Origin of the sequence: Sphingobium sp. DN12, assembly GCF_051058005.1 — a bacterium.
In the GTDB taxonomy this organism is placed as follows: Bacteria; Pseudomonadota; Alphaproteobacteria; order Sphingomonadales; family Sphingomonadaceae; genus Sphingobium; species Sphingobium yanoikuyae.
On record NZ_CP173718.1, the window covers coordinates 243,937 to 268,849 of the forward strand.

Sequence of the window (24,913 nt, forward strand, 5' to 3'; positions counted from 1 at the left end):
GAAGGCAATGTGGCGACCGGTGCCTATCGCGCCAAGGCGACAACCGTCGATGCTCTTGCTGACACTCTCTATGGTTCCGGCCTGTGTCCTGCGATCCGTGAAGAGACATTGTTGTGCGCTACTGCGACAAGGGCAGTCCGCTCATTGTGCAATGATAGAGTATCAAGCTGGACCTGACGGTAGTGTAAGCAAGAAAGTTCAACGATAGACTATATTGTATAACGTAGTTATACTGGCGTTCGATACCCTACAATGCCACAACATCTCCCAGGTTCGATTGGAGCAAGAGGTAGGTCAGGGCCGTCGCGATCTTGACAACGAACCCCGCCCCATTCATTAGAAGTGGAAGACTACGCCGCCCATGGGCCGCAGACTGTCAAAATCGTAGGTTTCCATCTGAAGGCGAATGCGAATGCCGCTATTACCGGTTACGCCGCCCAGACCGATATCCTTGGGTCCAACTTCGACGCCCACGCCATACACCCAGTCCTTTTGGTCGCTGTAGGCGCGCTTGCCATTAACCCACTGATATCCGGCAGAGGCAAACACCATTCCGCTCTCGCCGGCCCGCGCACCAATGCGGCCACGAACGCCATATTCCCAATCGATGTCGTTGAAGCCCTTGCTGGCGTTACCCTCCGCACCAACAAATACCGGACCCAAGGGAATGTTGACGCCTGCAATCCCGCTGATGAGCGCGCCGTTCATGCTACCGCCACGCGGCGAGCCGAATTCGCTATCTTTGTCGAAGGTGTGATACCCGCCAAGGACGCCAACATAAGGCTCGATGCCAAATGCATCAGTGCCGTCGGGAGCGGTCTCCTGTGCAGACGCAAGCGTAGGAACAAAGCAGCAGACAGCGGCAGCAAGGATCAAATTCTTCATGTATCTCTCTTCAAATTTGTTCGTACCGAAACTGTCGGTAAGTGACCTGCTAACCCCGAACGTCAAAGAGAGTTTCGACAAGTAACAACAAAATGGCAGAAGTGACAAAAATGCCACTTCTGCCATGATGGTGATCAAGCGAGAAGACCGTATTTCAGGTGTCCCGCATTGCTTAGGTCAGCGCGAGGCAACTGCCGCCGGCGTCAGCCCCTTGACCACGGTATAGCCGCTTTCGATCGTCGGCACTGCAAGGGTAGCAACCTGCTTCAGAGCCGGATCGCTGCCCTCCAGAGCGTAGCCCTTCTGCAGTGCCCACATCGACGGAGCTTCATCTGCCATCTGCGTCAGATAAAGATTGTCGAAATCGTCCTTGCTCTTCTTGAGCAAATCAATTGACGCAGCACGCTGCGACGAGAGAGCTAGCGTAGGCTTGGCGATTTTTCGATCCTTGTTGGAGAGGGCGGCAAAAAGCGAGTCCCGCTGTTTCTTTGCTTGATCATAGTCTGCCTTCGCGTAGGCCTTCACATCGGCACGCTCAGCCTTGCGCAGCGCAAGCTGCGAAGCTGCAATACGATAGTTGAGAGCATCAGCACTCAGCTTGACGTAGTCGGAAGCCGAGACCTGACGTTGGGGCTGGATCGAGAACACCGTGGTGGTTTCACCTGCGACGTTGGTCTGCGCGACGCCCGACATGGTCTGGGCATAGGCGACGGGGGACAGAAGGGCGGCAGCCAGAGCAGTGCCGATAAGATAGCGCATTGCATTCTCCACAAAGTTTGGTGAACGCATTACGCTGCTGCGCCGCTCTCGTTCCCGCCATTGATGAAGAAGGAAGGTCTGCAGAGAGTGCGTCAGTCATCCTTCGGCCAAATTTTCCCACGCCTTGAATAGCTTATTGTTCACAATATTATTGCCTCAAACAAAAAAATGGAGATCATATGAGCGCTTTGGAGGGCATAGCGTCGGGGGTGCGCCAGACAATGCTAAGGGCGAATAATCGGTGAATGTATAGAGGTTGAGATCAGACACCCATCTTGAGCCCGCCCTTCCTCTTCTCCCATGGTGTAGAGTTTGCGCATATGTCCGGTGTCGAACAAGGGCGCATCAGCGTTCGGGGCGGCTTCATCGATTGCGCATATGGAGAGCCGGATTTTACGCTCCTGCGCAAAGCTGCGTAGATCATCGATGATCGTCCTGTCCGCTTCGCCCAGCACGGTGGAAAGCGCACGCGACACAAGGCTCAAAGTGCGCGGTTTCGACACCTTGAACTTCGGCGCAAGTCGGCCATTATAGAGGATGTAGATCGCCCCTTGCGAACCGTCTGTCGGCGCATCGACCATCATGTCGCGTGGCAACAGGAAGAAGCCGCTGATCGTGCCGCCATCGACGTGAAGTTGAGGACATAGCGTGGAAGGTACGCCAAACGATGGAGTGGATGGCTCCCGCTCACCGGCTGAGGCAGACTGCCTCGGCTGAAGAGCGAGGAGACGGACGATGAGTGAGATTGTCACGATTGGGCTGGATATCGCGAAGTCGGTGTTCCAGGTCCATGGTGTAGACGCGGCGGGTCAGGTGGTTGTGACCCGGCAATTGAAGCGCGGACAGATGTTGAAGTTTTTCGCGGCATTGCCTCCGGTTCTGATCGGGATCGAAGCCTGCGGAACGGCGCATCACTGGGGTCGGCAGCTCCAGAACCTGGGCCACGACGTAAAACTCATCCCGCCGATCTACGTGAAACCTTACGTCAAGCGGCAGAAGAACGATGCCGCCGATGCCGAAGCGATTTGCGAGGCGGTGACGCGGCCGACAATGCGGTTCGTCGAAATCAAGTCAGTTGACCAGCAGGCTGGCGGCGTGCTGCACAAAACGCGGGCACTGCTGATCAAGCAGCGGACGATGATGTTCAATGCCGTGCGCAGCCATCTGGCCGAATTCGGTCTTGTGACGGGTACCGGCGTGGCGCAGGTGGTGCGCATGGTCGATCGGCTTGCGAAAGGGGACGAACTCGATCTTCCGGAACTGGCGCGCGAGACACTCGGCGTCTTAGCGCGCCACATTCAGGAACTGCAGGACAAGCTCACCGGGATCGATAAGCAGTTGACCCGCTGGCATTATCGCAACGACGTCAGCAACATCCTTGAAACCATCCCCGGCGTTGGTGTGATCACCGCCTCGGCGCTCGCGTCGATGGTGACCAACGCGCAGAGCTTCAGGTCGGCCCGCCATTTCGCCGCCTGGCTTGGACTCGTGCCCCGGCAAAACTCGTCAGGTGGCAAGACCCGCCTGGGCAAGATTACCAAGGGCGGCAATCGCTACCTGCGACAATTGCTGGTCGTCGGTGCGACTTCAGTGCTGCGGCATGTCCGGGCGGGCAGCGTCAAAGGCTTTGAATGGGCCAAAGCCTTGCTTGATCGCCGTCCGCCCAAGGTCGTGGCCGTTGCTCTGGCCAACAAGATGGCGCGTATTGCATGGGTGGTGATGACGCGCGGCGTCGAGTATGAAAGAAAGGAATTGGCGATCGCAGCCTGATTGGCAGGCGATGGCAAAACAAGGTTGAGGTGTGAAGACCGACTGAAGGCAAGCCATTCGATCCACCGAGCTTCGGCAAACCTGCTTAGCGTACAGGACTTCGAGTCCGCGTAAACGATGAGGAGGCCAGGGCTGGCGGAATCCTTCAAGGCCAGCAGCCGTATAAAGGCTGCACATAAAGGCCGGACACGCGACTGCACTCGATATGGCATGTCAGAACGTCAGAAAATCGCACCGCAACGCGGGAGCCATCCACACGCAACGCTAAGGACGAACAATCAGCGAACGCTTAGACTGCGCGGCTATCCGGGGGTAGATTGAGAGCCTTGCGGCCAGCGTCTCGGATGGCAGTCATGAGAGCGTACGTTTTTGCCCATCCTCTCACCGCCCCCCCACTGGGACGAGATATCCCAGGTGATAGGGGCGATGCGAGACCGCACCGTAACGCCATCGCTGATCCTGAAGAAGCTGTCTGCCTACCGGCAACAAAACAGTCTTGCGGCCGCTCTGCGTGAGGTCGGGCGGATCGAGCGTACGCTGTTCACGCTGCGCTGGTTTGAAGACAGCGATCTTCGCCGCACCGTCACCGCCGAGTTGAACAAGGGCGAGGCACGCAATAGCCTGGCCCGGGCTGTCGCCTTCCATCGCCTCGGCCGCTTCCGTGACCGCGGCATGGACAACCAGCAGACCCGCGCGGCTGCCCTCAACCTGGTGACTTCCGCCATCATCCTGTTCAATTGCCGCTATCTCGGTCGCGCCATCGGCGAATTGCGACGCCGGGGCACGCCGATCGAACCCGCCATGTTGTCCCGGCTGTCACCGCTGGGATGGGACCGGATCAATCTCACTGGCGATTATATCTGGTCCGACCGCCTCAATCTCGACGCGGAAGGCCTTCTGCCGCTGCTCACAAAACCGCTACCGTGAATCTGTGTCCGAATAATGCACAGGGGCCGTGCGGGCGAACTGGCGCGGATCGGCCTCACCGCGGGCGAGGTGCGCCGGCAGGCGCAGGTGCTGGTCGCGCAGGCCAAGGTCGGCGAAATCTACCGCGACCAGCGCGCCTTCGACGTGGCTGTCTGGGGCGAGCCGGCGGTGCGTAACAGCGTCCACGCCTTGCGCGACCTGATGATCCAGGTGCCCGCGGCCGGCAATGCGGTCGCCGGGGCGCCGGTGCGGCTCGGCGATGTCGCCGATATCGAGATCGCACCCGCCCCCAACGAGGTGAAGCGCGAGAACGGCCAGCGCCGGCTCGACGTCACGATGAACGTCGCGGGCGCGGACCTCGGCACCGTCGCGCAGGCGGTCGACGCCGCGGTCGCCAGAGTGCCGTTCGCGACCGGCTATCATCCGCAGGTGCTGGGCGAATATGCCGCACTGAAGGAGTCGCGCAGCCGCCTCTGGAGCATCGGTGCGCTGTGCCTCGTCGGCATCCTGCTGCTCGTCTGGATGGAGTTCCGTTCGCGCCGGATCACCGCCTTGGTCGGTGTCAGCCTGCCGTTCGCGCTGGTCGGTGGGGTGGTTGCTGTTGCCGTCACCGGCGGGGTGTTGTCGCTCGGCTCGCTGGTCGGCTTCGTTACCGTCATCGGCATCGCCGCGCGCAACGGCATCATGCTGCTGTCGCACTATCAGCATCTCGAACGGCACGAAGGCATGACATTCGGGCGGGAGCTGGTGCTGCGCGGTGCCGAGGAACGACTGGTGCCGATCCTGATGACCGCCGCCTGTGCCGGCCTCGCGCTGGTGCCGCTGATCGTCGCCGGCAACGCGCCGGGGCATGAAATCGAGCATCCGATGGCGATCGTGATCCTCGGCGGACTGATTTCGTCGACCGCGCTCAACCTGCTGCTGCTGCCCACACTCTACGCCCGCTATGGCGAGGACCGCACCGTGCCGCCTGCCACCGCACCCAGGGAGGTGCTGGCATGATCCGTCGCCTCGTTCCCGCCGTCGCGCTGCTCGCCTCGGCGTGCATGAGCGTGCCAGCACCTCCGCCGACGATCGCCCCGTCCAGCGCGACGGGCGAGTTCGCCCGGCTTCCCGTCGCGTCGATCGCGCCGGTGCCGGATGACTGGTGGCGGCTCTACGACGATCCCGTTCTCGACGGACTGGTGCGATCGGCCTTGGCCGCCAATGCCGATCTGCGCGTCGCCTACGCGAACCTGGACGGCGCGCGCGCCGCTCTGCGGCAGGCACGGGCGACGCGGCTGCCGCAGACGACGATCGAGAGCGCGCTGGGGGTCGACAACCCTGCCTCGCAACCGAGCGCGTCGGGCAACGTGCCGACGACGGATTATGATATCGCTGCGACAGCGAGCTGGGATCTCGACCTGTTCGGGCGGCTGCGGTCCGCCGTGACCGCGGCGGGGGCGGATGCCGAGGCGCAGGCCGCGGTCGTCGACGGCCTGCGTGTCGCCGTGGTGGCCGACACGGTGCTGGCCTATGTCGACCTGTGCGGATCGACCCGCGCCATCGCGACCGCGCGCGAGGTCGCGGCGGCACAGGACCGGTCGGTCGCGCTCGTGCGCGAACAGTTTCGGGCGGGTGAGGTGTCGCCGCTGGAAGTATCGCAGGTCGCGACCATTGCCGCTGCCACCCGCGGGGCCATCGCCCCGTTCGAGGCGCAGCGGGCGAACGCGCTGTATCGGCTCGCGACGTTGCAGGGGCGCCCCCCGGGGGAAGCGCGGGGCTATCGCCTCGCCTGCACCGCCGCGCCCCGGCTGCGCACCGCCGCGCCGGTCGGTGACGGGACCGCGCTGCTGCTCCGGCGTCCCGATGTCCGCGAGGCGGAGCGACGCCTTGCCGCAGCCGCGGCGCGGATCGGCGTGGCGCGGGCAGACCTCTATCCGCGCGTCAACCTGGGTGGAGCATTCGGGTTGCTGTCGGGTGGAATCAGCGCGGCGGTGACGCCGCTCGTGAGCTGGGCCTTCCCTAATCAGGCGCCGGCCCGCGCGCGGCTGGAACAGGCGCGCGCGACCGAGCGCGCCGCGCTCGCCGGATGGGATGTGGCGGTGCTGCAGGCGCTGCGCGAGGTGGAAACCGCGCTAGCTGCTTACGACGCCGAGACGCGCCGAAATCGCGATCTGGCGACGGCTTCACGCGAGGCGCAGGCCTATGCGCGGCGGGCGGGTGCTCGCGTTCGTCTGGGCGATGCACCGGGCCTGCTCCAGGTCGATGCGCAGCGCGCCACCGCGTCGGCGACGCTGCAACAGGTCCAGTCCGATCTGGCGGTGTCGCAGAACGAGGTGGCGCTGTTCCGTGCGCTGGGCGGCGGTTGGCGAACCGACGCCGGCACGCGATAGTCGGGCGATGCGGATACTGATCGTCGAGGATGATGCCGACACCCGCGCCTTCGTGGCGCAGGGGCTGAGACAGGCCGGGCACCAGGTCGCGGTCAGTGCCGATGGCCGTGACGGACTGTTCCAGGCGACAGGGGACGGGTTCGACGCGATCGTGGTCGACCGGATGCTGCCCGGTCTCGACGGCCTCGCCTTGGTCAAGGCGTTGCGCGCGGCCGGTGACGCGACGCCGGTCCTGATGCTGACCGCGGTCGGCGGAATTGCCGATCGGGTTGAGGGACTGGAGGGCGGCGCCGACGACTATCTGGTCAAGCCCTTCGCCTTCTCCGAGCTGGCCGCGCGCCTCAATGCGCTGGCGCGCCGGCCGGCACCGCGCGGCGACGATGTCCACCTGCTCCGGGTCGGCGACATCCTGCTCGACCTGCATCGCCGCACGGTGGAGCGGGCGGGACGGCGCGTGACCCTGCAACCGCGCGAGTTCGCGCTGCTGGCCGAGCTGATGCGCAATCCGCGCCGGGTGATGACGCGGACCATGCTGCTCGAACGCGTCTGGGACTTCGACTTCGATCCGAAGACCAACATCGTCGAGACGCATCTGAGCCGGCTGCGCTCCAAGCTCAACGCCGGGTTCGACGTGGACGCGATCGAGACAGTGCGCGGGGCGGGCTACATGATCCGGGAAGCGTGACGATGATCCGCCGCCTGTGGCGCTCCACCTTCGGCATCGTCGTGCTGGTCGCGCTGGCCTTCGCCGCGGCGACGCTCGCGATCGGCGCGGTCGCTTATGAGGTGACGCACGAGGCGCTGGAGGAACAGCTCGATCACCGCGTCGCGGTGGAAACGCGCGCGCTCGTTGCCGAGGCGAGCGAAGCGGGACTGGCGGGGGTGGCCGAAGCCATCCGCCTGCGCGAGGATGCGCGGAACGAAGCCAGTCTCGACTATCTGCTGTTCGACCGCAACGGGCGGACGGTCGCCGCCACCATCGCCCCGCTCGCGCCGCCCGAACCCGGCTACCAGGAGCATTTCGGCTTTCGCCGCGGCGACACCACCGGCGTCGGCCAAGCCCTCGCCACGCCCTTGGCCGGTGGGCTTCTCGTCGTCGTCGCCGATCGTCGCGACCTGGACGCGATCGACAGCACGCTGGCTGCGCTGTTCGCCGGAGCGCTGGGCGCGATGCTGGCGCTGGGCATTGGCGCGGCCGTGCTGGTCGGTTGGCTGACGCGGCGGCGCCTGTCACGCATCGATGCCACCGCGCAGGCGATCATCGCCGGCGACCTGACGCAGCGGGTGCCGCGCGACGGGTCCGACAGCGAGTTCGATCGCCTTGCCGCGACGCTCAACCGGATGCTCGACCGCATGGCGGCGCTGATGGACAATCTGCGGCAGGTCTCGACCGACGTCGCGCACGACCTGCGCACGCCGCTCACCCGCCTGTGTAACCAGCTCGATCGCGCAGCGGCCGGCGATGCGGAGGCGATCGATGCCGCCCGCCGGCAAGCCGACGACCTGCTGGAGATTTTCGCCGCGCTGCTACGTATCGCCGAGGTGGAAGGATTGGCGGAACGACGCGCGATGGCCGTGATCGACCTATCAGCACTGCTCGACGATATGGCCGAAACCTACCGCCCCGACTTCGAGGCAGCCGGTCATCACCTCGCGACTGACATCGCTCCCGGTCTGTATGTCGAGGGCGACCGTCGCCTGCTGGCGCAGGCGCTGTCGAACCTGCTGGAGAATACGCTGCGCCATACCCCGGCCGGAACGACGGCAATGCTGTCCGCCCGAACGACGCAGGATGTAATCGAGGTGACGCTGAAAGATGACGGACCAGGCGTTTCCCCGGGTGATGCCCAGCGCCTGTTCCGGCGCTTCGCCCGGGCGGAAGTGTCGCGTACCACCGATGGGCACGGGCTTGGCCTCGCGCTGGTCCGCGCGATTGCTGTCGGGCATGGCGGCAATGCGTTTCTGTCGGAAAGCGGGGGCGGGTTCGGCGTCACCATTCGCTTTGCGAGCGGTCGATAAGGCTGATCCCGACCCTCAAGGTTTCTCGAAACCCCGTCAGAACCGGGTTTTGAGAACGACCGGCCTTTCCCATTTCACCATCCCATGCGAGACGGGATCGCAAAACCTTAGGGTGTCATTCCGCCCTCAACCGTACCCGGCCGCGAGCGGCGCATTTTTCAACAGCCCCGATCGTTTTTGATACGCTGCCAGGCACGTCATCCGCTTATCCCGTCTGTTGGCGGACATACTCGCCGAGGCCGCGCGCAATGAGTTCGTCGTTCGAGAGGCGAGGGCCTCGCTTCAGGCGCTGATTGCCCAGTTTGCGACGATCCAGCTTCGGCCCGGGCGACACCGGTGCGAGAGCCTTGAACACGCCAACCGGCTGCGCGGTGCGCGCCGGTTCGTTGTTGTTGCGCTTCGCGTGGTGCGGCTGGACCTGCTGAATGGCGTGGGCGAGCGTCAAGGCGGCGTCGAGATGCTTGTTGTCGACCACCGGCGCCTGGTTCACGCGGCGCATCTTGTCGAAGACGCGGTAGGGCAGGGCCTCACCATCGTGCTGGATCTCGAGGCGACCGTCCGGGTACTCGCATACGTCCACTTTTTTGCGCGCCAACCCCTGCGCGACCGGGGTCGGCTCCAGGATGAACATCGCCTTGTTGTAGTGCAGGGTAAGGGCACCGGTGACGGTGCGCTGCTCGCGCCAGACCATCTCCGCCTCAAGGTTCTCGTGAATGGCCAATGGCCGGTGCAGATCGCGCGGGTCGAAGGGCGCCCTGGCAAACCTTTGGTTGTGCTACGCCATATAGGAGGGGAGGAAGGCGTTGGCTTGTTCGATGGTGTCGATGCGGTTGAGCCGCATCGCCTTGACGAGGCGGTCCTGCAACGTCGCATTGGCGCGCTCCACGCGGCCCTTAGCCTGCGGCGAGTTCGCGCAGATCAGATCGATGTTCAGCCGGTCCAGTGCCCGCCCGAGATGGGTCATCCCGTCGCCGTTCGCCGAGGCTGTGTTGTTGCGGAACGCGCTGTGCTTGTCCGTGTAGAAGGCGACCGGCTTGCCGTGCCGCTCGAGGTACGTCCGCGTCGCGCGCATGTAGGAAAAGGTGCTTTCGCTCTCGACCATCTCGAGGTGCATCAGCTCGCTCGTCGCGTCGTCGATGAACACCAGCAGCGTGCATTGCGGGCCGCGGTCCTCGAACCACCAGTGTTTCGAGCCGTCGACCTGGACCAGTTCGCCGCGACAGTCGCGCCGGTAGCGGGGTTGGTAGGGGCGCGGGCGCCTGGCCGCGCGGTCTTTCCAAAGGCCCGCCTCCATCATGATCTGACGCAACGTCTCACACGAGAGGCCCAAGCCGTGCCGCTCCGCAAGGTATTCGCGCGCGAGCGTCGGCCCGAAGTCGGCATAGTTTTCCCGCACGAGAGCGACGACCTCGGCGCGAAAGGCGTCGCTGTAGCGGCGGTTGCTCGGGCGTCCGCGCTTGCGCGACACGAGTCCAGCAGCGCCTTCCTGTCGAAGGCGATCGAGCAGCCGGTAGATTTGCCGCCGCTGGAGGCCAAGAAGCTCCATCGCGTCCGGGATCCGGATCTCGCCGCGGTCGAGCCGCATCAGCGTGTCGAACCGGGTGATCTCAGCAGCACTCATCGTCAGCACCGTCATACCATGCGCGTCCTCGTTGCCGAGGAAGGCTATGACACCGGCGACCCACTGAAAGCACCGGCAGTGCCGTTTCTATCTAGCAGGACGGTGTCATTTGTATCTGGCGCTTACACGATATCGATACGATAATATATCTTATGTTAAATCAATGACTTAAGAACGTGCTGCACGAGGTGCTTGCGCCACCTCGTGCAGGATCGGGTCAATGAGCCGGATATGGTGATTATGCTCGCCATCGCAAATGAGACCGCGCGGCACCCACCCCATCGAATAACGCTAGAAGTTGCCTGCCAACGCCAATCGCACATCCGGGGCTATCGTATAAACGGCTTCGCGCTGGGCGCCTCGGTTAGGATGATCGACACGGTATCCTTGGTAATGGCGATGCAGCAGGCCCGCGCGCACTAGGTCCGAAACTGCCCGGCTAACATTCGTCCGTCCGGATCGAAGGATGCGCGCCTCGATCTCCTCATCCTGCTTCTGAGCAAGATTGCCCTCTGTTTCCGAGGCTTCCGCCTTTGCCGTCAACTCCGACCGGACCGCTGCAATCATGGCCGTTCGGCGGCAGTCGCGATTGGCCAGCGGCGCTAGTGCCTGGCACAGCCAGTCGCGGACCGGAACCAGATCGGCTTCGCTTCGGACATAAGGTCCGAGGCTGCCATTCTCTCCTGCTGCCTTCGCAATCAAGTTGAGGATGAGCAGTACGTATCTAGGACGTTTCGATATCTGCGAGACGCGCTCGACAAGATCTGGCAGCGCGACGGCTGGCGGCACCACCACCCGCGGGGCTGGTTCGATCTGATCGAAGAGGTCGGCTTGGTAGAACACAGCATGAATCTAGCACAAGCGATTCCGCTGTGAATCCCCCTAAATCAGTCGGTCCAACATAAATCACCAGTGTCACTTTACCTCGCCGGGTAAAGTGACATTGGTGGCACAGCGCAAAGCCAAGGACCGCAGCGCCAATGGCCAAAATCTTAAGGCATCTGCATTCCGCGTGCATGCCAAGTACCAGTCGGGCAAAGAGTATCGCATGCGTTCAGAACCATTCACCCGACCGACCCTCCTCGCTGCCGCCGAGCTGCTTGAACGTCACACGCAGGCAAGTTTTGACCAGATGACGCTTCGGCTTGCATTGGAGAATGAGATCAGCTCTGGCGCCGGGATCAGCGTCGCCAAGAAGTGCGGACAACTCGGCCGCATCTTGATGCAGCGTGCCGGACAGACGATCCAGACAGTCGAAGGCACTATGACCCTCGGCGAGGCCGTCGTGCGTGAAGCGCTTCCCCTGCTCAATCCACGGCTTGAACAACCGATCCAGACCGCCTTCCTGAGAGGGCTGGCACGCGACGGCTATCTCGTCGGCGTCGACGACGGCGGCAAAACCCCGATGCTGCGGGCAGCACTGCCAGAGGAAATCGACCTGCCGGCCAGCGACAGCGAGGTCCACGAGCTTCTAAAAACCTATCAATTCCAGGAACCCAAGGGACATCTGGATCAAGCGATCGACGCACATACACGCGGGGACTGGGCCGCGTGCAATGCGCAGCTCCGTACCTTCCTTGAAAGCCTGTTCGACCACATCGCGCTGAACATCGAGCCTGCCCGCGCGGCCTCCTTGCCAACGTCTGAGAACAGGCGGCAACTTCTCGCGGAGCGGGGCTTCCTTGCGACCGATCGCAACGAATGGACCCCGGAGGGAAAGAATTACGTGAACGGCCTCTTCAAGATGCTCCACACCGATGGCTCGCATCCCGGCTTGTCGGACGAAGACCATTCCACCTTCCGCCTCCACATTGTGCTCGTCACCGCCCGCATGTTCCTGCGGCGCCTTCACAACGGACGCTAAGGTGGAGAAGCGCGCTCCAATCTGGTCGCGAGATCATCACCGATGAGACTCGAATTCCAATGCTGGAAATGCCTGGAGGGGACGCCCGGGCGTCGTGTCACCGTGCCCTTCAACGAGAGCGCCTCCTACAGCTTCACCTGCGCCCAGGGTCATGTGCACCATATCGTTCTGGCCCAGATGCGCTTCGAGGTGCTCGCAGAAACCGCGATGCAGGCCCTTGTGGATGGCTATTACCGGGAAGCCGTCGCGTCCTTCGCTGCGGCGCTCGAGCGCGTGTGCCAATTCTATATCGAGGTCGTATCCGATCATAACGGTGTCGACCGCGACACTGCCGAGCGGACCTGGAAGGCCGTTGCGAACCAATCGGAACGCCAGCTTGGCATGTTCGTCGGCCTCTATCAGCTCGAGAATAATTGCATCCCGCCACTTCTCGCCCAAAAACACATCGCGTTCCGCAACAAGGTGATCCACCAAGGATATTTACCGACCGAAGAGGACGCCGTCGGCTTCGCCCAGGCGATCGTCGATCTGGTGCAGCCCCTGCTCAATGCGATGATGCCGCGCTATACCAAGACGATCGAGACGCGCTGCATTGAGCATCTGGAAAAGGCTGCAGCCGGAACGAAGGTCGGCGGAACGCAGCACCGTGTGTTCTTCGACTTCGTACTGAAATTCGACACTGAGGCCGACGATTGGGATTTGCCGCCCGCAAATATGCACGACGAGCTTCGGTTCCGCCGCGCTCGGGCGCCCTAAGTGGGGGCACCTCAAGGTTCGTTCGCCAGACAACGCTAAGCCGGAGATGTCTCTGAAACTCTGCAATAACCTTTTTGCATGCCTGCCCCATTGCGCGGGTCTAGCCTGACCGATTGGGGGGGCATTCCGACTCAGGCGGGGTACAACATGGCGCGGCGCAATTTACTGACGCGGGAAGAGCGCGAGCGGCTATTCCTACCAAGAACCGACCACTTCTCGATCATCAGGAACTACACGCTGACGGTCGAAGACCTGGATATCATCGGAAAGCGACGAGGCCCCGTTAATCGGCTCGGTATTGCTGCTCACCTTGCCTTACTGCGGCATCCTGGGTTTGGGCTGCGCACGAACTCGGACATCCCCGATGCTATACTCAACTACCTGTCTGCGCAGCTTGGCGTCGCTCCGGGCACATACGGTGCCTATGGCCAACGTCCGCAAACGCGAACCGACCACAGCTCAATTGCCGCTGATTACCTCGGTCTTAGGCCGTTCACACGCGCGGATGTTGCCCACGCTATTGAACTTGCAGCCCGTGCAGCCATGCGCAGTGACCGCGGAGAAACAATTGCCAGATCCTTGATGGATAACTTGAAGGCGGAGCGCTCTATTCTGCCCCTGCCCGACACCCTTGAGCGGGCCGGGCTTGCCGGGAGAGCACGCGCTCGTAAGCGCGCAGCATCGGAAATCGTCGCCGAACTGGGCGGCAGTACATTGGAGTTGCTCGACGCACTCCTGATCAATGACCCAGCCCTTGGTATGACGCCGCTGGCTTGGTTGCGGGATATGCCCGGATCTCCGTCAACCAAGAACATGAATGCGCTTCTCAAGCGGCTGCGGTTCATACGTGATCTCGGGATTGAACCGGCAATCAGCCTAGCAACCACGGGCTTCCGCTTTGGCCAATTCGTGCGCGAGGGCAGCGTCGCTCCGCCGTTTCTGTTGGCCGACTATTCCCACAATCGCCGCAGAGCGACGCTGGCAGCCGCGGTCGTCAATCTCGAGGTCAAGCTTGCAGATGCCGCAATCCTGATGTTCGAGCGCCTCATTGGCGGGCTGTTCACCCGAGCCAAGCGTGGCCAGGAACGCCGCTATCAGGACACAGCACCTTCGGTCGGCAAGCTCATGCGACTGTTTGGTGCAACGATCGCGGCGCTGGATATGGCAGAGGAAACTGGCGGCGATCCGCTGGTCCTGGTCGATGAGATGGTGGGCTGGCATCGCCTGATGGCAGCCCGTCCGCACGTCGATGCCTTGGCGGATCTCGCTCAGGAGGACACTCTGGTTCTTGCAACCGAGCGATACGCTACACTGCGCCGGTTCTCCCGCAACTTCCTCGACACATTCACGTTCAAGGCCTCGGGCAGCGGGACCAACCTGCTCTCCGCTCTCGATCTCCTCAAGCAGGCCAACGGCAGTTGGGGTACGCAGTTGCCAGCAAACCCGCCGATGCCCTTTTCCAATCGGCATTGGTCCAAATTGATAATGGAGGGAGGAAAGGTCAGCCGTCCGCGCTACGAGACGGCCGTGCTGGCGACACTTCGAGATAAACTGCGAGCGGGCGATGTCTGGGTCGAAGGAACGCGGGCTTACCAGCGTTTCGACGCCTATCTGCTCCCCCGCAAGGCCGCACAATCGGCAATCTCCGAACTGCCGATCAACGTGAATTCCGGAGAATATCTGGCTCATAAGAGCGCCGAACTTGATCGGCGATTGCGTCACTTCGCGCATCAGCTGCGGACCGGCCGCTTGCCTGGCGTGACGCTCGTTCGCGAAAAGCTGAAAGTCGTTCCGCTGCAAGCGGCGACTCCACCAGAAGCGGAAGCTCTTGACCGCAAACTCGATGCCCTACTCCCGCGCGGTATCGACATGCCCGTCGTGGTGCTGACGGGCAATGGCGATCCTACGCTCGCCGTACAGGCGATGAAGGCGGGCGCTGCCGACTTTCTCGCCAAACCGGTCGAGAAGGCCGCATTGCTCGGCGCGATCGACCGCGGCTTCAGCTGGCTTGAGAGTATAGCCCGTCGTGCCTCCGAACAGGCCGACGCTCTTTCGAAAGCCGCGAGACTGACGCAGCGCGAACGGGCCGTTCTGAGAGGAATTTCGCGAGGCTATCCAAATAGCCTTATCGCAGATGAACTCGGCGTCACGTCGCGCACGGTCGAGCTGCATCGGGCCAGTCTGATGATCAAACTCAACGCGCAAAGCCTGCCCGACCTGTTGCGGATCGCTTTCGCCGTCGACCTGCACGAATCGACCGAAAACGGGCACCCCTAAAATTCTCGGCCGTGCGATGCCGGATGCTATGCGGATCGGGCCGCGGCCAGTTCGGCGATGATCGGACAATCCGGCCGCTCGTCGCCTTGGCAGCGCTCGGCCAGGTCGATTAGCGTGTCGCGCAGCGCCGTCAACGCCTCGGCTTTGCGCTGAAACTCATCGGCGCGGGCAAGGGCAAGCCGCTTCACCTCCGCGCTGGCACGGCCGGTATTGGCCCAAAGGCTGAGCAACGTGCGGATCTCCTCGATCGGGAAGCCGAGATCGCGGGCATTGGCGATAAACCGGAGGCGATGGAGGTCGCGCTCGCCATAGTCACGATAGCCAGCACCCCGACGCGCCGGCGCCGGGATGAGGCCGATCTTTTCATAATGGCGGATCATCCGCTCAGAGACGCCGCTCTGCCGTGACGTCTCGCCGATGTTCACAGTGCTTTCCGGTTGAGGCGCAGCGCGTTGGTGACCACGCTCACCGAAGAGAGCGCCATCGCCGCCGCCGCGATAATGGGCGAGAGCAGAATACCGAACAGCGGATAGAGCGCACCCGCCGCTACGGGCACGCCCGCGACATTGTAGATGAAGGCGAAGACGAGATTCTGGCGGATGTTCGACATGGTCGCTTGGCTGAGCCGCCGCGCCCGGACGATGCCAGTCAGGTCGCCCTTGAGCAGCGTGACGCCAGCGCTCTCGATCGCGACGTCGGTGCCGGAACCCATGGCGATGCCGACGTCGGCGGCGGCCAACGCGGGGGCGTCGTTGACACCGTCGCCGGCCATGGCGACGACCCGCCCCTCGCGCTTGAACCTGGCGACCACGGCGCTCTTCTGATCGGGCAGCACCTCGGCTTCGACCTCGTCGATGCCCAGGCGTCGGGCGACCGCTTCCGCGGTCGTGCGGTTGTCGCCGGTCAGCATGACCACGCGAATGCCCTCCGCCTTGAGCGCGGCGAGCGCTTCTGGTGTCGTGGCCTTCACCGGATCGGCGATCGCGAAGGCGCCGCCGACTGTGCCGTCGACCCCGATGAAGATCGCGGTGGCGCCATCCCGGCGCAGCGCGTCGGCCTGGCTGGCGAGCGCATCGGTCGCAACCCCTTCGTCGGCAAGGAACTGCGCATTGCCGAGGACGATGCGCCGCCCTTCGACCGTGCCGAGCGCGCCGCGCCCGGTCGGCGAGTCGAAGTCGATGACGTCGCTCGTGACGATGCCGCGATCCTTCGCGGCCTCGACGATTGCCAACGCGAGCGGATGCTCGGACGCCCGCTCGACCGAGGCGGCAAGACGCAGCAGCTCGGCTTCGTCGAAGCCGGGCGCCGGCACGACCTGGGTGACGGCAGGCCGGCCTTCGGTCAGCGTGCCTGTTTTGTCGACGACGAGAGTGTCGACCTTCTCCATATGCTCGAGTGCTTCGGCATTTTTGATGAGGACACCGAGCCCGGCGCCGCGGCCGACCCCGACCATGATCGACATCGGCGTTGCCAGCCCCAGTGCGCAGGGACAGGCGATGATCAGCACGGCGACCGCCGCCACCAGCCCATAGGCGAAGCGCGGCTCGGGACCCCAGATGCCCCAGGCGATGAACGCGACGGCCGCGACCGCGATGACCACGGGCACAAACCAGCCCGACACCTGATCGGCCATGCGCTGGATCGGCGCGCGCGAGCGCTGCGCCTCAGCGACCATCTGGACGATGCGTGCGAGCATGGTATCGCGGCCGACCTTGTCGGCGACGATCACCAGCGCACCGGTCTGGTTGAGCGTGCCGCCGATCACTGTGTCGGCCTTTGCCTTGGTGACGGGCATGGATTCGCCGGTGACCATCGACTCGTCGAGCGAGGAGCGGCCGTCCTCGACTACGCCGTCGACCGGCACCTTCTCGCCCGGCCGCACCCGCAGGCGGTCGCCCACCGCAACCAGATCAAGGCTGATTTCCTCTTCGTTCCCATCAGAACCGATCCGGCGCGCGGTCTTTGGTGCAAGGTTGAGCAGCGCCTTGATCGCGCCCGAGGTGCGTTCCCGCGCGCGCAGTTCGAGCATCTGGCCGAGCAGCACGAGGACGGTGATCACCGCGGCCGCCTCGAAATAGACGGCAACCATGCCGTCCTCGCCGCGGAAGGCCGGCGGGAACAGCTGAGGCGCGAGCGTCGCGATGACGCTGTAGATCCAGGCGACCCCGGTCCCCATCGCGATCAGGGTGAACATGTTGAAGTTGCGGGTCTTGAGCGAGGCCCAGCCACGCTCGAAGAACGGCCAGCCCGCCCACAGCACGACGGGTGTCGCCAGCACGAACTGGATCCATACCGAGATAGACATCGGCACGAGGCGATGGATCGCGGGAAAGACATGCGCGCCCATCTCGAGGATCAGCACCGGGAGAGCCAGCACGAGGCCGACCCAGAAGCGCCGCGTGAAATCGACTAGCTCGTGGCTGGGGCCGCTGTCGGCGGTCACGGTCGCGGGTTCGAGCGCCATGCCGCAGATCGGACAGGACCCGGGATGGTCCTGGCGGATCTCGGGATGCATCGGGCAGGTCCAGATCGTGCCTTCGGGCGCTGCGACCGGCGGCGTCGGCGGGCCGAGATAGCGCTCGGGATCGGCGATGAATTTGGTCCGGCAGCCCGCGCTGCAGAAATGATAGCTTTCACCGCTATGCTCGGCGTGATGCGCCGTGGTCGCCGGGTCGACGGTCATGCCGCAGACCGGGTCCTTGACGCCGGTCGCCGCTTTAGCGGTGCCGTGGCCGCCGCAGCAACCGCCGCCATGCGCCGCTCCATGTGTCTCGTTCATCGCCTCGCTCCTTTCGACGCCTGACGATCTAGGGTCTGACACCGTGTCAGGGTCAATACGTAATCGCCTAAGTGGCCAAATCGGCGGGCCCGTTCGCTTGGCCGCCATCAGGCCGGGGAGCACGCCGTCGGCATTGGGCTGGGTATCGTCGATGCCATCGAGCCGCTGCACGGTCAGGCGGAAGGCGAGCCGCATGAGACCCGTGCTGGCGGCCATAATCGGCGATTACCAGGCGCCAATCCGGGCGCAGCATGGCAAGCATGGCGGCACGCCACCGCTTCTCCCGCGTCCACAGGCGGATCGCGCGATCATAGTCTTTCGTCGATCCAGTCCCGCGCGGCGGGGTGTACGATTGCATTGGCTTCTCCCAACGCGAGGCGTTCGAAACGATAAACTACATCGACATGGGTGGCGACAGTGTCCCCAGCCAGGCGACCAGCCCGAGAATGACGATCGCAAGACCGCCTTCGACGACGAGGCTCGCGCGCAGCAGCGCCTGCGCCCGTGGCGCGTCCTCTTCCTCGATCGCCTGCGCAAGTGCCGGGGTCAGGCGATAACGGTTGAGCGCGGCCAGGCCCAGCATGCCGGCGAAGAGCAGCAGCTTGGCGATGAGCAGCAGGCCGTAGGTCGACTGCCCGAGAGACGCGATGTTGCCCGGGCCGACCAGGAACCAGCCGTTCACCGTCCCGGTCAGGATCAGCAGGGCGACGATGATCGTGCCGACGAGGGAGAAGCCCCGCAGCGCTTCCTCGGCGAGCATGACCCGGTCCATGTCTTCAGTGGCGAGATCATCGGTTGCGAGCCTGGTAAGAACCAGCGCAAGGAATGCGGCAAGCGCGCCGACCCAGGCGCCCGCGGCGAGCAGATGGATGAGATCGGCCCCCAGTTGCAGCCAGCCCGCCTCGCCTTCGCCGGCCGCGCCATGCCCGCTCCAGGCGAGGGTCGCGAGTGCGACCGCGCCTGCCAGAGTGGAGGCGATGAAGGCAGGACGGGATTGCCGGCGATAGAAGGGGATGGAGAGCAGAAGAACGAGGAGCGCGACGAGGCGCGCCTTCAGCGCCGTTCCCATGGACGTGCCGTTGAACAGCTCTGCGACCATGGAAAGATCAGGCTGGGTGAGCGGCAGCCCGGTCATGGCCGCTGCCTGCAACGCGAACCCCAGCGCCGACAGCAGGAGGGCGAGACAGGCGAGACCGGCCACCATTGCTACCATCGGCAGATGCCGCTGTACCATCCGGCCGCCGCCGGGCGCATAGAGCGCGAACAGCGGCAGGCCGAACAACAGGCCGAGATCGACGTAGAGCGCCCAGCGGACGGCGACGAGTGCCACGTCGTTCATGGCGTCACTTGACGGTAAAGGCGAGATTGCCCTGGATGCGGTGCGTGTCGGTCGAGACGACGTGCCAGGCGACCTGATAGCTGCCCGCCATGAGCGGCTTGGCGAGCGTCAGCACGAGCGTCTTGTCGCCTTCGACGGACGTCTTGAAGCCGGTTACCGCCATGCGGTGGTTGGGCATGCCGGGCATGCCGGTCATCACGATCTCGGCGCCCGACAGCTTCGGCATCAGACCTTCACTGAAGGTGAGCGTGATACGCGAAGGCGCCGAGACGCTGGCGTTCGCGGCGGGCGTCGAGGACACAAGCTTGGGATGCGCGTAGGCCGGAGCAGAAACACTCAGGCCGACGGCGGCGATAACTGCGAGAGGCGAAAAGAAACGCATTGGAACATTCTCCTGTAGATCCCATGAGACAATACGCAGCCCGAGCCCCCACCCCTCGCAATTATTCTTTTCAATCTACAGCAAGGGTTCCTGGACCATCGTGCGTATTGAAGGATGAAGACGGAGAAGCACCATGGATGAACTTGACCACCTGCTCTCGCGGTTGCGCGATGCGCCTCTCGATCCCAGGCTCGGCGGCCTGGAAAGCCGGGTCATGGCGGAAATAGCGCGCATCCGGGCCATACCAAGCCTTGGCGCTATGACGTTCGGCATCGCGGCCGCAACCGCGCTGTTCATCGGAATTGCCGGCTCGGCAGTTCCGACACGGTCTGCTGATGCCAAACCGCTATCGCCCTTCGATGCTCGGCTCGCGCTTGCGCCCTCGACGCTGCTGAGCTCGCAGTGATGCGCGACCGCCGCCGGCTCCTGCTCCTCGTCCTGGTGACCTTCGCCGCGGCGATCGCTGGCGTTGTCATTGGCCGCGTCTATGTGGTTCCAGTGCGCCCGGTCGAAAATGAGCTGCACGAGCTGCTCCATCGCGATCTGAAGCTGAATTCAGCGCAACACAGCCGACTCGAGACAATCGAGAAGAACTACGCGATCCGGCGTCAAGCGCTGGAGGCCGAATTGCGCGCCGACAATGCGCGTCTCGCGGAAGCGATCGAAGCGGAGCATGGCTATGGCCCGCAAGTCGCAACTGCGGTGGATCGCTCGCACCAGGCCATGGGCGCGCTGCAGAAAGAAACACTTGAGCATATCTTCGCGATGCGGGCCGTGCTGCGCCCGGATCAGACGGACAAATTCGACGACGCCGTGGTGAAAGCGCTGACGGCCAAATCCGAATGACCGCGTGCCTCCCCGACTGCTCGGACGGGGAGCTCGCGGCTCTGGCGCTTGGAGGCCGGCAAGCGGCCTATGGCGAGCTGGTCCGCCGGCATCAAGGTTGGGTTCACCGGCTCGTGCGCAGCCATGTCGGATCTATGGATGAGGCATTGGATGTCACCCAGGCGAGCTTCGTCGCGGCCTTTGCCGCACTCAACCGCTATGACGTAACCCGACCCTTCCAGGTCTGGATGTCCCGGATTGTCATCAACAAATGCCATGACTGGCGGCGTCGGCGAGCGGTTCGAAATTTCTTTGCCCTAGCCCTACCGCTCGGCGAGGCGGACGGCGTCGCCGACGACGCACCGCTGCCCGATCAGGCGATCGGGGCCGAACAGCAGCTCGCGCAAGCAATGAAAGCGATTGCTGCCCTGCCGTCTTCCCTCAAGGACACGCTTATTTTGCGTACGATCGACGAGAAATCGGAAGCTGAAACCGCCGAAATTCTCGGGATCAGCCAGAAGGCGGTCGAAACGCGCCTCTATCGAGCTAGGGCACGCCTTTCGGAAATATTAAAGAAAGTTTGAGGGGGATGAGGCCATGCTGCGTATTCCCAATAGGTACGCCCTCTTTCTTAAAGCTGAGACAACCGAATGATTTCTGCTCTCGACCGCCGCCAGTTCCTCCGCGGCGCGGCCCTCGCCGGCGGCGGCGCAGCATTGTCAGCCTGGCTGCCGGCCTGGGCGCAGACGATCTCGCCGGGGATGCGACCGACGCTGCCGACCGTGTCGGGCGAAGACATTACGCTCACCATCGCCCGGCAGTCGATGACCATCGACGGGCGCAAGTTCCGGGCAATCGGCCTCAACGGCACGGTCCCCGCCCCGCTGATCCGGCTGCGCGAGGGCCAGCGCGTGCGGCTCAACGTCATCAATCAGCTGGAGGAGGACAGCTCGATCCACTGGCACGGGCTGATCCTGCCGGCCAATATGGACGGTGTGCCGGGCGTGTCTTTTCCGGGCATCAAGCCGGGCTCGAACTACCTCTACCAGTTCTCCGTCGTGCAAAGCGGCACCTACTGGTACCACAGCCATTCAGGCCTGCAGGAACAGGAAGGCCATTACGGCCCGATCATCATCGATCCCGCCGGTGCCGATCCGGTCGCCTATGACCGCGAGCATGTCATCGTGCTCGCCGATCACAGCGCGCTCTCGCCGCAGGCGATCTTCCGGCGCCTCAAGGTCAACCCCGGCCATTTCAATTTCCAGCGCCAGACCCTGGCCGGGCTCCTGTCGGGCAAGGATCAGCCGCTCAAGGACCGGCTCGACTGGGGCCAGATGCGGATGGACCCGGCCGACATCTCCGATGTGACCGGATCCACCTACACCTATCTCGTCAACGGCCATGGTCCGATGGACAACTGGACCGCGCTCTTCACCCCGGGCGAACGGGTGCGGCTGCGGGTCATCAATGCGTCGGCGATGACCACCTTCAACGTCCGCATCCCCGGCCTGCCGCTGACCATCGTCCAGGCCGACGGGCAGAATGTGGTGCCGGTCACCGTCGACGAGTTCCAGGTTGGTGTTGCCGAGACCTACGACGTCGTTGTCAGCCCAGGCGATGACAAGGCCTACACCCTTGTCGGCGAGGCGATCGACCGCTCGGGCATGGCGCGTGCCACGCTCGCGCCGCGCGCCGGCATGGCCGGCGAGGTTCCCCCCTTACGCAAACGGCCGCTCGCCGACATGAAGGACATGGGCATGGACATGTCCTCGATGCCGGGCATGGAAGGCATGGACATGTCGGGCGGCGCTATGCGGGGCGTCGATCCGACGGCCGAGAAGAACGCGTCCGCGCGCCTCGCGACCGGCGCGGCGGCAGCGATGGCGACCATGGACAATAGCGCCATGGCAGGCATGGATCATTCGGGGATGGATCATTCCGCGATGAGCGGGATGGACCACGGCGCGATGGGCGCCGATGGCCAGATGGCGGGCATGGACCATGGCGGGCACGCGATGGGGTCGATGAAGATGCGAGACTTCTCGAACGCGCCGCAGGTGAAGCGCGACCCGAGCGTCCAGACCATCTCGCCGATGCCCGTCGACCGCACCGGCGAGCCCGGCCAGGGCCTCGCCGACGTCGGCCACAAGGTGCTTGTCTACAGGGACCTGATGGCGCTCGATCGCAATCCGGACGTGCGCGCGCCGAGCCGCAGCATCGACATTCACCTCACCGGCAACATGGAGCGGTTCATGTGGTCGTTCGACGGCGAAAAAATGTCGGACCATCACGAGCCGATCCCCTTCATCGAAGGCGAGCGGGTGCGCGTCAATCTCATCAACGACACGATGATGGGGCATCCGATCCATATTCACGGGCATTTTTTCGAGCTGGTGACGGGGCATGGCGATCATGCGCCACGCAAGCATACGGTAATCGTCCAGCCCGGCGGCAAGGTGACCTGGGACTTCACCGCCGACGCGGTCGGCGACTGGGCCTTCCACTGTCATCTCCTCTACCACATGCATGCCGGGATGATGCGGGTCGTGAGCGTCCGTCCGAAGGGAGACGCGTAATGACCCGCATCCTCACGCCGCTGGTGAGCGCGATCGCCCTTTTCGCTGCCGCGCCCGCCTTTGCCCAGGATCATTCAATGCACGGCATGCCCGGCATGGCGCCGCCGGGCGAGGTGCCGCCGGCGCAGGAGAAGAAGAAGGACAAGGCCGCCGCCAGGCCGCGCGCTCAGACACCAGCGCCAGACGCCACCTCGGCGATGGACCATTCGCAGCACCAGGCCAGTCCTGCGCCGCAGGGAGATGCGGCCGGTCAGCCGCAACCCGCGTCTCCCGCGATGCCGGACATGCCGGGCATGGACCACTCCCAGCATCAGGACGGCGCGATGCCGGACATGCCCGGGATGGACCATTCGCAGCATGGCCAGACCGCCATGCCCGGCATGCAAATGACCGGCACGGCGCTTCCGGCCGGCAATGCGCCCCCGCCGCCTCCCCCCAGCGACCACTTCGCCGATCGTGATTTTCCCGGCGCCGAGATGGCGCGCTCACGCGACATCATGATGAAGGACAGCGGCGGCAACAATTTCGGGCAGGTGCTGCTCAACCTGTTCGAGTATCAAGCGCATAGCGGTCGCGATGGCTATCGCTGGGATGGCGAAGGCTTTTACGGCGGCGATATCAACCGGCTCTGGCTCAAGAGCGAGGGCGAAGGCGAGTTCGGCCGCGGCATCGACAGCGCGGAGGTGCAGGTGCTCTATAGCCGGGCCATCGACCCCTATTTCAATCTTCAGGGCGGTATCCGCCAGGACTTCGGCCGCGGGCCCGACCGCACTTACGCGACGGTCGGCGTCGAGGGCCTGGCTCCCGGCATGTTCGAAGTCGAAGGCGCGCTGTTCCTCTCGACCAAGGGCGATGTTCTGGGCCGGGTCGAGGGCTATTACGACCAGCGCATTACCCAGCGCCTGATCTTGCAGCCGCGCGCCGAGGTCAATTTCGCCGCGCAGGATATTCCGGAGAACGACATCGGTTCGGGGCTGGTCAACATAGAGCTCGGCGCGCGCCTGCGCTATGAGTTCAGCCGCCAGTTCGCACCCTATATCGGCGTCTCTTATCTGCGCAAAGCCGGCGACACGGCGCGGCTGTCGAGGCTTGCCGGCGAGGACGTCCATGCGACCAGCTTCGTCGCCGGCGTTCGCTTCTGGTTTTAGCATCAGGACGGCTGATGGCGGGGGCGAACAGGAGAGCGGGGCGTTACACTCATACCAAGGTCGGCCGGCGCCGAGCGAAGGAGATACGCCATGGACCATTCGTCCCACATGAACACCCGGAAGATGGGCGCCTATTGGAGCCTTGCCGTTCAGACCGTCATCAGCGGCGTCATCATGTATCTGGTGATGTTCGTCATGATCGACGGGCTCGACAGCTTCTACAACAACCTCAACATGCTCTACATGACGCTGATGATGGTCGCGCCGATGGTGGTGCTGATGATCGTCGCCATGCGGCACATGTTCGCGTCGAAAGCCGCCAACATCGCGCTGATCGCCGCGTCGCTGGTCGCCTTCTTCGGCAGCTTTGCGCTCATCCGCACCCAGACCACGATCGGCGACACGGCCTTTCTGCGCTCGATGATCCCGCATCATTCCGGGGCGATCCTGATGTGCCAGGAAGCAAAGCTCAGCGATCCGGAAGTCATCCGGCTTTGCGAAGCGATCAAGCGCTCGCAGCGGCAGGAAATCGACGAGATGAAGGCCATACTCGCGCGGCGCTGAGTGGCACGGTCGGGCTACGCCCGGATCCGTGCGCCCGGCCAGGCCCG

The 24,913-nt window shown here is 63.9% G+C and carries 23 protein-coding genes and 2 pseudogenes; 16 read left to right on the top strand and 9 right to left on the bottom strand.

All coding sequences use genetic code 11. From position 1 onward, the window contains the following. Positions 1-336: 336 nt before the first annotated feature. The 3 genes from ACI6S0_RS24595 to ACI6S0_RS24605 form a co-directional block, all read right to left on the bottom strand. Entirely contained in the window at positions 337-885 is a 549-nt protein-coding gene (locus ACI6S0_RS24595) for a hypothetical protein (protein WP_010337038.1), read from the bottom strand. A gap of 177 nt (positions 886-1,062) precedes the next feature. Next, the gene (locus ACI6S0_RS24600) at positions 1,063-1,644 is read right to left on the bottom strand and encodes a DUF4142 domain-containing protein (protein WP_010337039.1); all 582 of its coding nucleotides are present in this window, start codon (positions 1,642-1,644) and stop codon (positions 1,063-1,065) included. Positions 1,645-1,868: 224 nt separating this feature from the next. Beyond that, positions 1,869-2,228 carry a hypothetical protein gene (locus tag ACI6S0_RS24605; RefSeq protein WP_037525043.1) on the bottom strand — a complete coding sequence of 120 codons (360 nt, stop codon included), beginning with the start codon at positions 2,226-2,228 and terminating at the stop codon, positions 1,869-1,871. A gap of 151 nt (positions 2,229-2,379) precedes the next feature. Between ACI6S0_RS24605 and ACI6S0_RS24610 the strand changes: the two genes are divergently transcribed. The 6 genes from ACI6S0_RS24610 to ACI6S0_RS24635 all read left to right on the top strand — a co-directional run bounded on the left by ACI6S0_RS24610 (position 2,380) and on the right by ACI6S0_RS24635 (position 8,735). Then, entirely contained in the window at positions 2,380-3,414 is a 1,035-nt protein-coding gene (locus ACI6S0_RS24610; RefSeq protein ID WP_010338606.1) for an IS110 family transposase, read from the top strand. 426 nt (positions 3,415-3,840) lie between these two features. Continuing rightward, the gene (locus tag ACI6S0_RS24615; RefSeq protein WP_069337481.1) at positions 3,841-4,341 is read left to right on the top strand and encodes a Tn3 family transposase; all 501 of its coding nucleotides are present in this window, start codon (positions 3,841-3,843) and stop codon (positions 4,339-4,341) included. Positions 4,342-4,356: 15 nt separating this feature from the next. Beyond that, on the top strand, positions 4,357-5,343 hold the full coding sequence (locus ACI6S0_RS24620) for an efflux RND transporter permease subunit (protein ID WP_337587056.1): 987 nt from the start codon (positions 4,357-4,359) through the stop codon (positions 5,341-5,343). Then, positions 5,340-6,716: an efflux transporter outer membrane subunit gene (locus tag ACI6S0_RS24625; RefSeq protein ID WP_122129096.1), complete on the top strand. Its 1,377-nt coding sequence runs from the start codon at positions 5,340-5,342 to the stop codon at positions 6,714-6,716. The genes ACI6S0_RS24620 and ACI6S0_RS24625 overlap by 4 nt, the downstream gene beginning before the upstream one ends. A 7-nt stretch (positions 6,717-6,723) precedes the next feature. After that, on the top strand, positions 6,724-7,401 hold the full coding sequence (locus ACI6S0_RS24630; RefSeq protein WP_122129191.1) for a response regulator transcription factor: 678 nt from the start codon (positions 6,724-6,726) through the stop codon (positions 7,399-7,401). Positions 7,402-7,403: 2 nt separating this feature from the next. After that, positions 7,404-8,735 (top strand): HAMP domain-containing sensor histidine kinase, encoded by a 1,332-nt coding sequence (locus tag ACI6S0_RS24635; RefSeq protein ID WP_122129097.1) that lies wholly within the window; start codon positions 7,404-7,406, stop codon positions 8,733-8,735. Positions 8,736-8,940: 205 nt separating this feature from the next. Here the strand turns inward: ACI6S0_RS24635 and ACI6S0_RS24640 are convergent. Then, positions 8,941-10,371: pseudogene (locus ACI6S0_RS24640) on the bottom strand (ISNCY family transposase). Between the two features lie 276 nt (positions 10,372-10,647). Continuing rightward, positions 10,648-11,199: a hypothetical protein gene (locus ACI6S0_RS24645; RefSeq protein ID WP_122129098.1), complete on the bottom strand. Its 552-nt coding sequence runs from the start codon at positions 11,197-11,199 to the stop codon at positions 10,648-10,650. A 103-nt stretch (positions 11,200-11,302) separates the two neighbouring features. On the opposite strand from ACI6S0_RS24645, the gene ACI6S0_RS24650 reads away from it, so the two are divergent. The 4 genes and pseudogenes from ACI6S0_RS24650 to ACI6S0_RS24665 all read left to right on the top strand — a co-directional run bounded on the left by ACI6S0_RS24650 (position 11,303) and on the right by ACI6S0_RS24665 (position 15,253). Continuing rightward, positions 11,303-12,220 carry a hypothetical protein gene (locus tag ACI6S0_RS24650; protein ID WP_234831444.1) on the top strand — a complete coding sequence of 306 codons (918 nt, stop codon included), beginning with the start codon at positions 11,303-11,305 and terminating at the stop codon, positions 12,218-12,220. Between the two features lie 42 nt (positions 12,221-12,262). After that, entirely contained in the window at positions 12,263-12,976 is a 714-nt protein-coding gene (locus ACI6S0_RS24655; protein ID WP_122129099.1) for a hypothetical protein, read from the top strand. 147 nt (positions 12,977-13,123) lie between these two features. Continuing rightward, positions 13,124-14,836 (top strand): annotated as a pseudogene (locus ACI6S0_RS24660) (DUF4158 domain-containing protein); the annotation flags it as partial. A gap of 9 nt (positions 14,837-14,845) precedes the next feature. Next, complete coding sequence (locus tag ACI6S0_RS24665) at positions 14,846-15,253, top strand: response regulator transcription factor (RefSeq protein WP_420228689.1); 408 nt, start codon at positions 14,846-14,848, stop codon at positions 15,251-15,253. Positions 15,254-15,279: 26 nt separating this feature from the next. On the opposite strand, the gene cueR is transcribed toward ACI6S0_RS24665, so the two are convergent. The 4 genes from cueR to copC all read right to left on the bottom strand — a co-directional run bounded on the left by cueR (position 15,280) and on the right by copC (position 19,753). Then, positions 15,280-15,678: a Cu(I)-responsive transcriptional regulator gene (cueR, locus tag ACI6S0_RS24670; RefSeq protein ID WP_004212744.1), complete on the bottom strand. Its 399-nt coding sequence runs from the start codon at positions 15,676-15,678 to the stop codon at positions 15,280-15,282. Beyond that, the gene (locus tag ACI6S0_RS24675) at positions 15,675-18,032 is read right to left on the bottom strand and encodes a heavy metal translocating P-type ATPase (protein ID WP_007683374.1); all 2,358 of its coding nucleotides are present in this window, start codon (positions 18,030-18,032) and stop codon (positions 15,675-15,677) included. Before ACI6S0_RS24675 ends, cueR begins: the two co-directional genes overlap by 4 nt. A gap of 394 nt (positions 18,033-18,426) precedes the next feature. Beyond that, the gene (gene copD / locus ACI6S0_RS24680; protein WP_020820523.1) at positions 18,427-19,371 is read right to left on the bottom strand and encodes a copper homeostasis membrane protein CopD; all 945 of its coding nucleotides are present in this window, start codon (positions 19,369-19,371) and stop codon (positions 18,427-18,429) included. Positions 19,372-19,375: 4 nt separating this feature from the next. Further along, positions 19,376-19,753: a copper homeostasis periplasmic binding protein CopC gene (copC, locus tag ACI6S0_RS24685; RefSeq protein ID WP_007683372.1), complete on the bottom strand. Its 378-nt coding sequence runs from the start codon at positions 19,751-19,753 to the stop codon at positions 19,376-19,378. Positions 19,754-19,886: 133 nt separating this feature from the next. Between copC and ACI6S0_RS24690 the strand changes: the two genes are divergently transcribed. From ACI6S0_RS24690 to ACI6S0_RS24715, 6 genes are all read left to right on the top strand, one after another. Then, complete coding sequence (locus ACI6S0_RS24690) at positions 19,887-20,159, top strand: hypothetical protein (protein ID WP_004212738.1); 273 nt, start codon at positions 19,887-19,889, stop codon at positions 20,157-20,159. After that, positions 20,159-20,599, top strand: coding sequence for a periplasmic heavy metal sensor (locus ACI6S0_RS24695; protein WP_007683368.1), 441 nt, complete (start codon positions 20,159-20,161; stop codon positions 20,597-20,599). The genes ACI6S0_RS24690 and ACI6S0_RS24695 overlap by 1 nt, the downstream gene beginning before the upstream one ends. Then, positions 20,596-21,162, top strand: a complete 567-nt coding sequence (locus ACI6S0_RS24700) for an RNA polymerase sigma factor (RefSeq protein ID WP_007683367.1) — start codon at positions 20,596-20,598, stop codon at positions 21,160-21,162. Before ACI6S0_RS24695 ends, ACI6S0_RS24700 begins: the two co-directional genes overlap by 4 nt. Before the next feature lie 66 nt (positions 21,163-21,228). Beyond that, positions 21,229-23,154, top strand: coding sequence for a copper resistance system multicopper oxidase (locus ACI6S0_RS24705; protein ID WP_007683365.1), 1,926 nt, complete (start codon positions 21,229-21,231; stop codon positions 23,152-23,154). Next, on the top strand, positions 23,154-24,302 hold the full coding sequence (locus ACI6S0_RS24710; RefSeq protein WP_020820521.1) for a copper resistance protein B: 1,149 nt from the start codon (positions 23,154-23,156) through the stop codon (positions 24,300-24,302). The genes ACI6S0_RS24705 and ACI6S0_RS24710 overlap by 1 nt, the downstream gene beginning before the upstream one ends. A gap of 90 nt (positions 24,303-24,392) precedes the next feature. After that, a complete protein-coding gene (locus tag ACI6S0_RS24715) occupies positions 24,393-24,866 on the top strand; it encodes a DUF305 domain-containing protein (protein ID WP_004212732.1) in 474 nt (157 codons plus the stop codon). Positions 24,867-24,913: the final 47 nt, after the last annotated feature.

Coding starts and splice junctions, on each gene's coding strand:
- ACI6S0_RS24595 (WP_010337038.1), bottom strand. CDS start 885: ATGAAGAATTTGATCCTTGCTGCCGCTGTCTGCTGCTTTGTTCCTACG.
- ACI6S0_RS24600 (WP_010337039.1), bottom strand. CDS start 1,644: ATGCGCTATCTTATCGGCACTGCTCTGGCTGCCGCCCTTCTGTCCCCC.
- ACI6S0_RS24605 (WP_037525043.1), bottom strand. CDS start 2,228: ATGATGGTCGATGCGCCGACAGACGGTTCGCAAGGGGCGATCTACATC.
- ACI6S0_RS24610 (WP_010338606.1), top strand. CDS start 2,380: ATGAGTGAGATTGTCACGATTGGGCTGGATATCGCGAAGTCGGTGTTC.
- ACI6S0_RS24615 (WP_069337481.1), top strand. CDS start 3,841: ATGCGAGACCGCACCGTAACGCCATCGCTGATCCTGAAGAAGCTGTCT.
- ACI6S0_RS24620 (WP_337587056.1), top strand. CDS start 4,357: ATGCACAGGGGCCGTGCGGGCGAACTGGCGCGGATCGGCCTCACCGCG.
- ACI6S0_RS24625 (WP_122129096.1), top strand. CDS start 5,340: ATGATCCGTCGCCTCGTTCCCGCCGTCGCGCTGCTCGCCTCGGCGTGC.
- ACI6S0_RS24630 (WP_122129191.1), top strand. CDS start 6,724: ATGCGGATACTGATCGTCGAGGATGATGCCGACACCCGCGCCTTCGTG.
- ACI6S0_RS24635 (WP_122129097.1), top strand. CDS start 7,404: ATGATCCGCCGCCTGTGGCGCTCCACCTTCGGCATCGTCGTGCTGGTC.
- ACI6S0_RS24655 (WP_122129099.1), top strand. CDS start 12,263: ATGAGACTCGAATTCCAATGCTGGAAATGCCTGGAGGGGACGCCCGGG.
- ACI6S0_RS24665 (WP_420228689.1), top strand. CDS start 14,846: ATGCCCGTCGTGGTGCTGACGGGCAATGGCGATCCTACGCTCGCCGTA.
- ACI6S0_RS24675 (WP_007683374.1), bottom strand. CDS start 18,032: ATGAACGAGACACATGGAGCGGCGCATGGCGGCGGTTGCTGCGGCGGC.
- copD (WP_020820523.1), bottom strand. CDS start 19,371: ATGAACGACGTGGCACTCGTCGCCGTCCGCTGGGCGCTCTACGTCGAT.
- copC (WP_007683372.1), bottom strand. CDS start 19,753: ATGCGTTTCTTTTCGCCTCTCGCAGTTATCGCCGCCGTCGGCCTGAGT.
- ACI6S0_RS24690 (WP_004212738.1), top strand. CDS start 19,887: ATGGATGAACTTGACCACCTGCTCTCGCGGTTGCGCGATGCGCCTCTC.
- ACI6S0_RS24695 (WP_007683368.1), top strand. CDS start 20,159: ATGCGCGACCGCCGCCGGCTCCTGCTCCTCGTCCTGGTGACCTTCGCC.
- ACI6S0_RS24700 (WP_007683367.1), top strand. CDS start 20,596: ATGACCGCGTGCCTCCCCGACTGCTCGGACGGGGAGCTCGCGGCTCTG.
- ACI6S0_RS24705 (WP_007683365.1), top strand. CDS start 21,229: ATGATTTCTGCTCTCGACCGCCGCCAGTTCCTCCGCGGCGCGGCCCTC.
- ACI6S0_RS24710 (WP_020820521.1), top strand. CDS start 23,154: ATGACCCGCATCCTCACGCCGCTGGTGAGCGCGATCGCCCTTTTCGCT.
- ACI6S0_RS24715 (WP_004212732.1), top strand. CDS start 24,393: ATGGACCATTCGTCCCACATGAACACCCGGAAGATGGGCGCCTATTGG.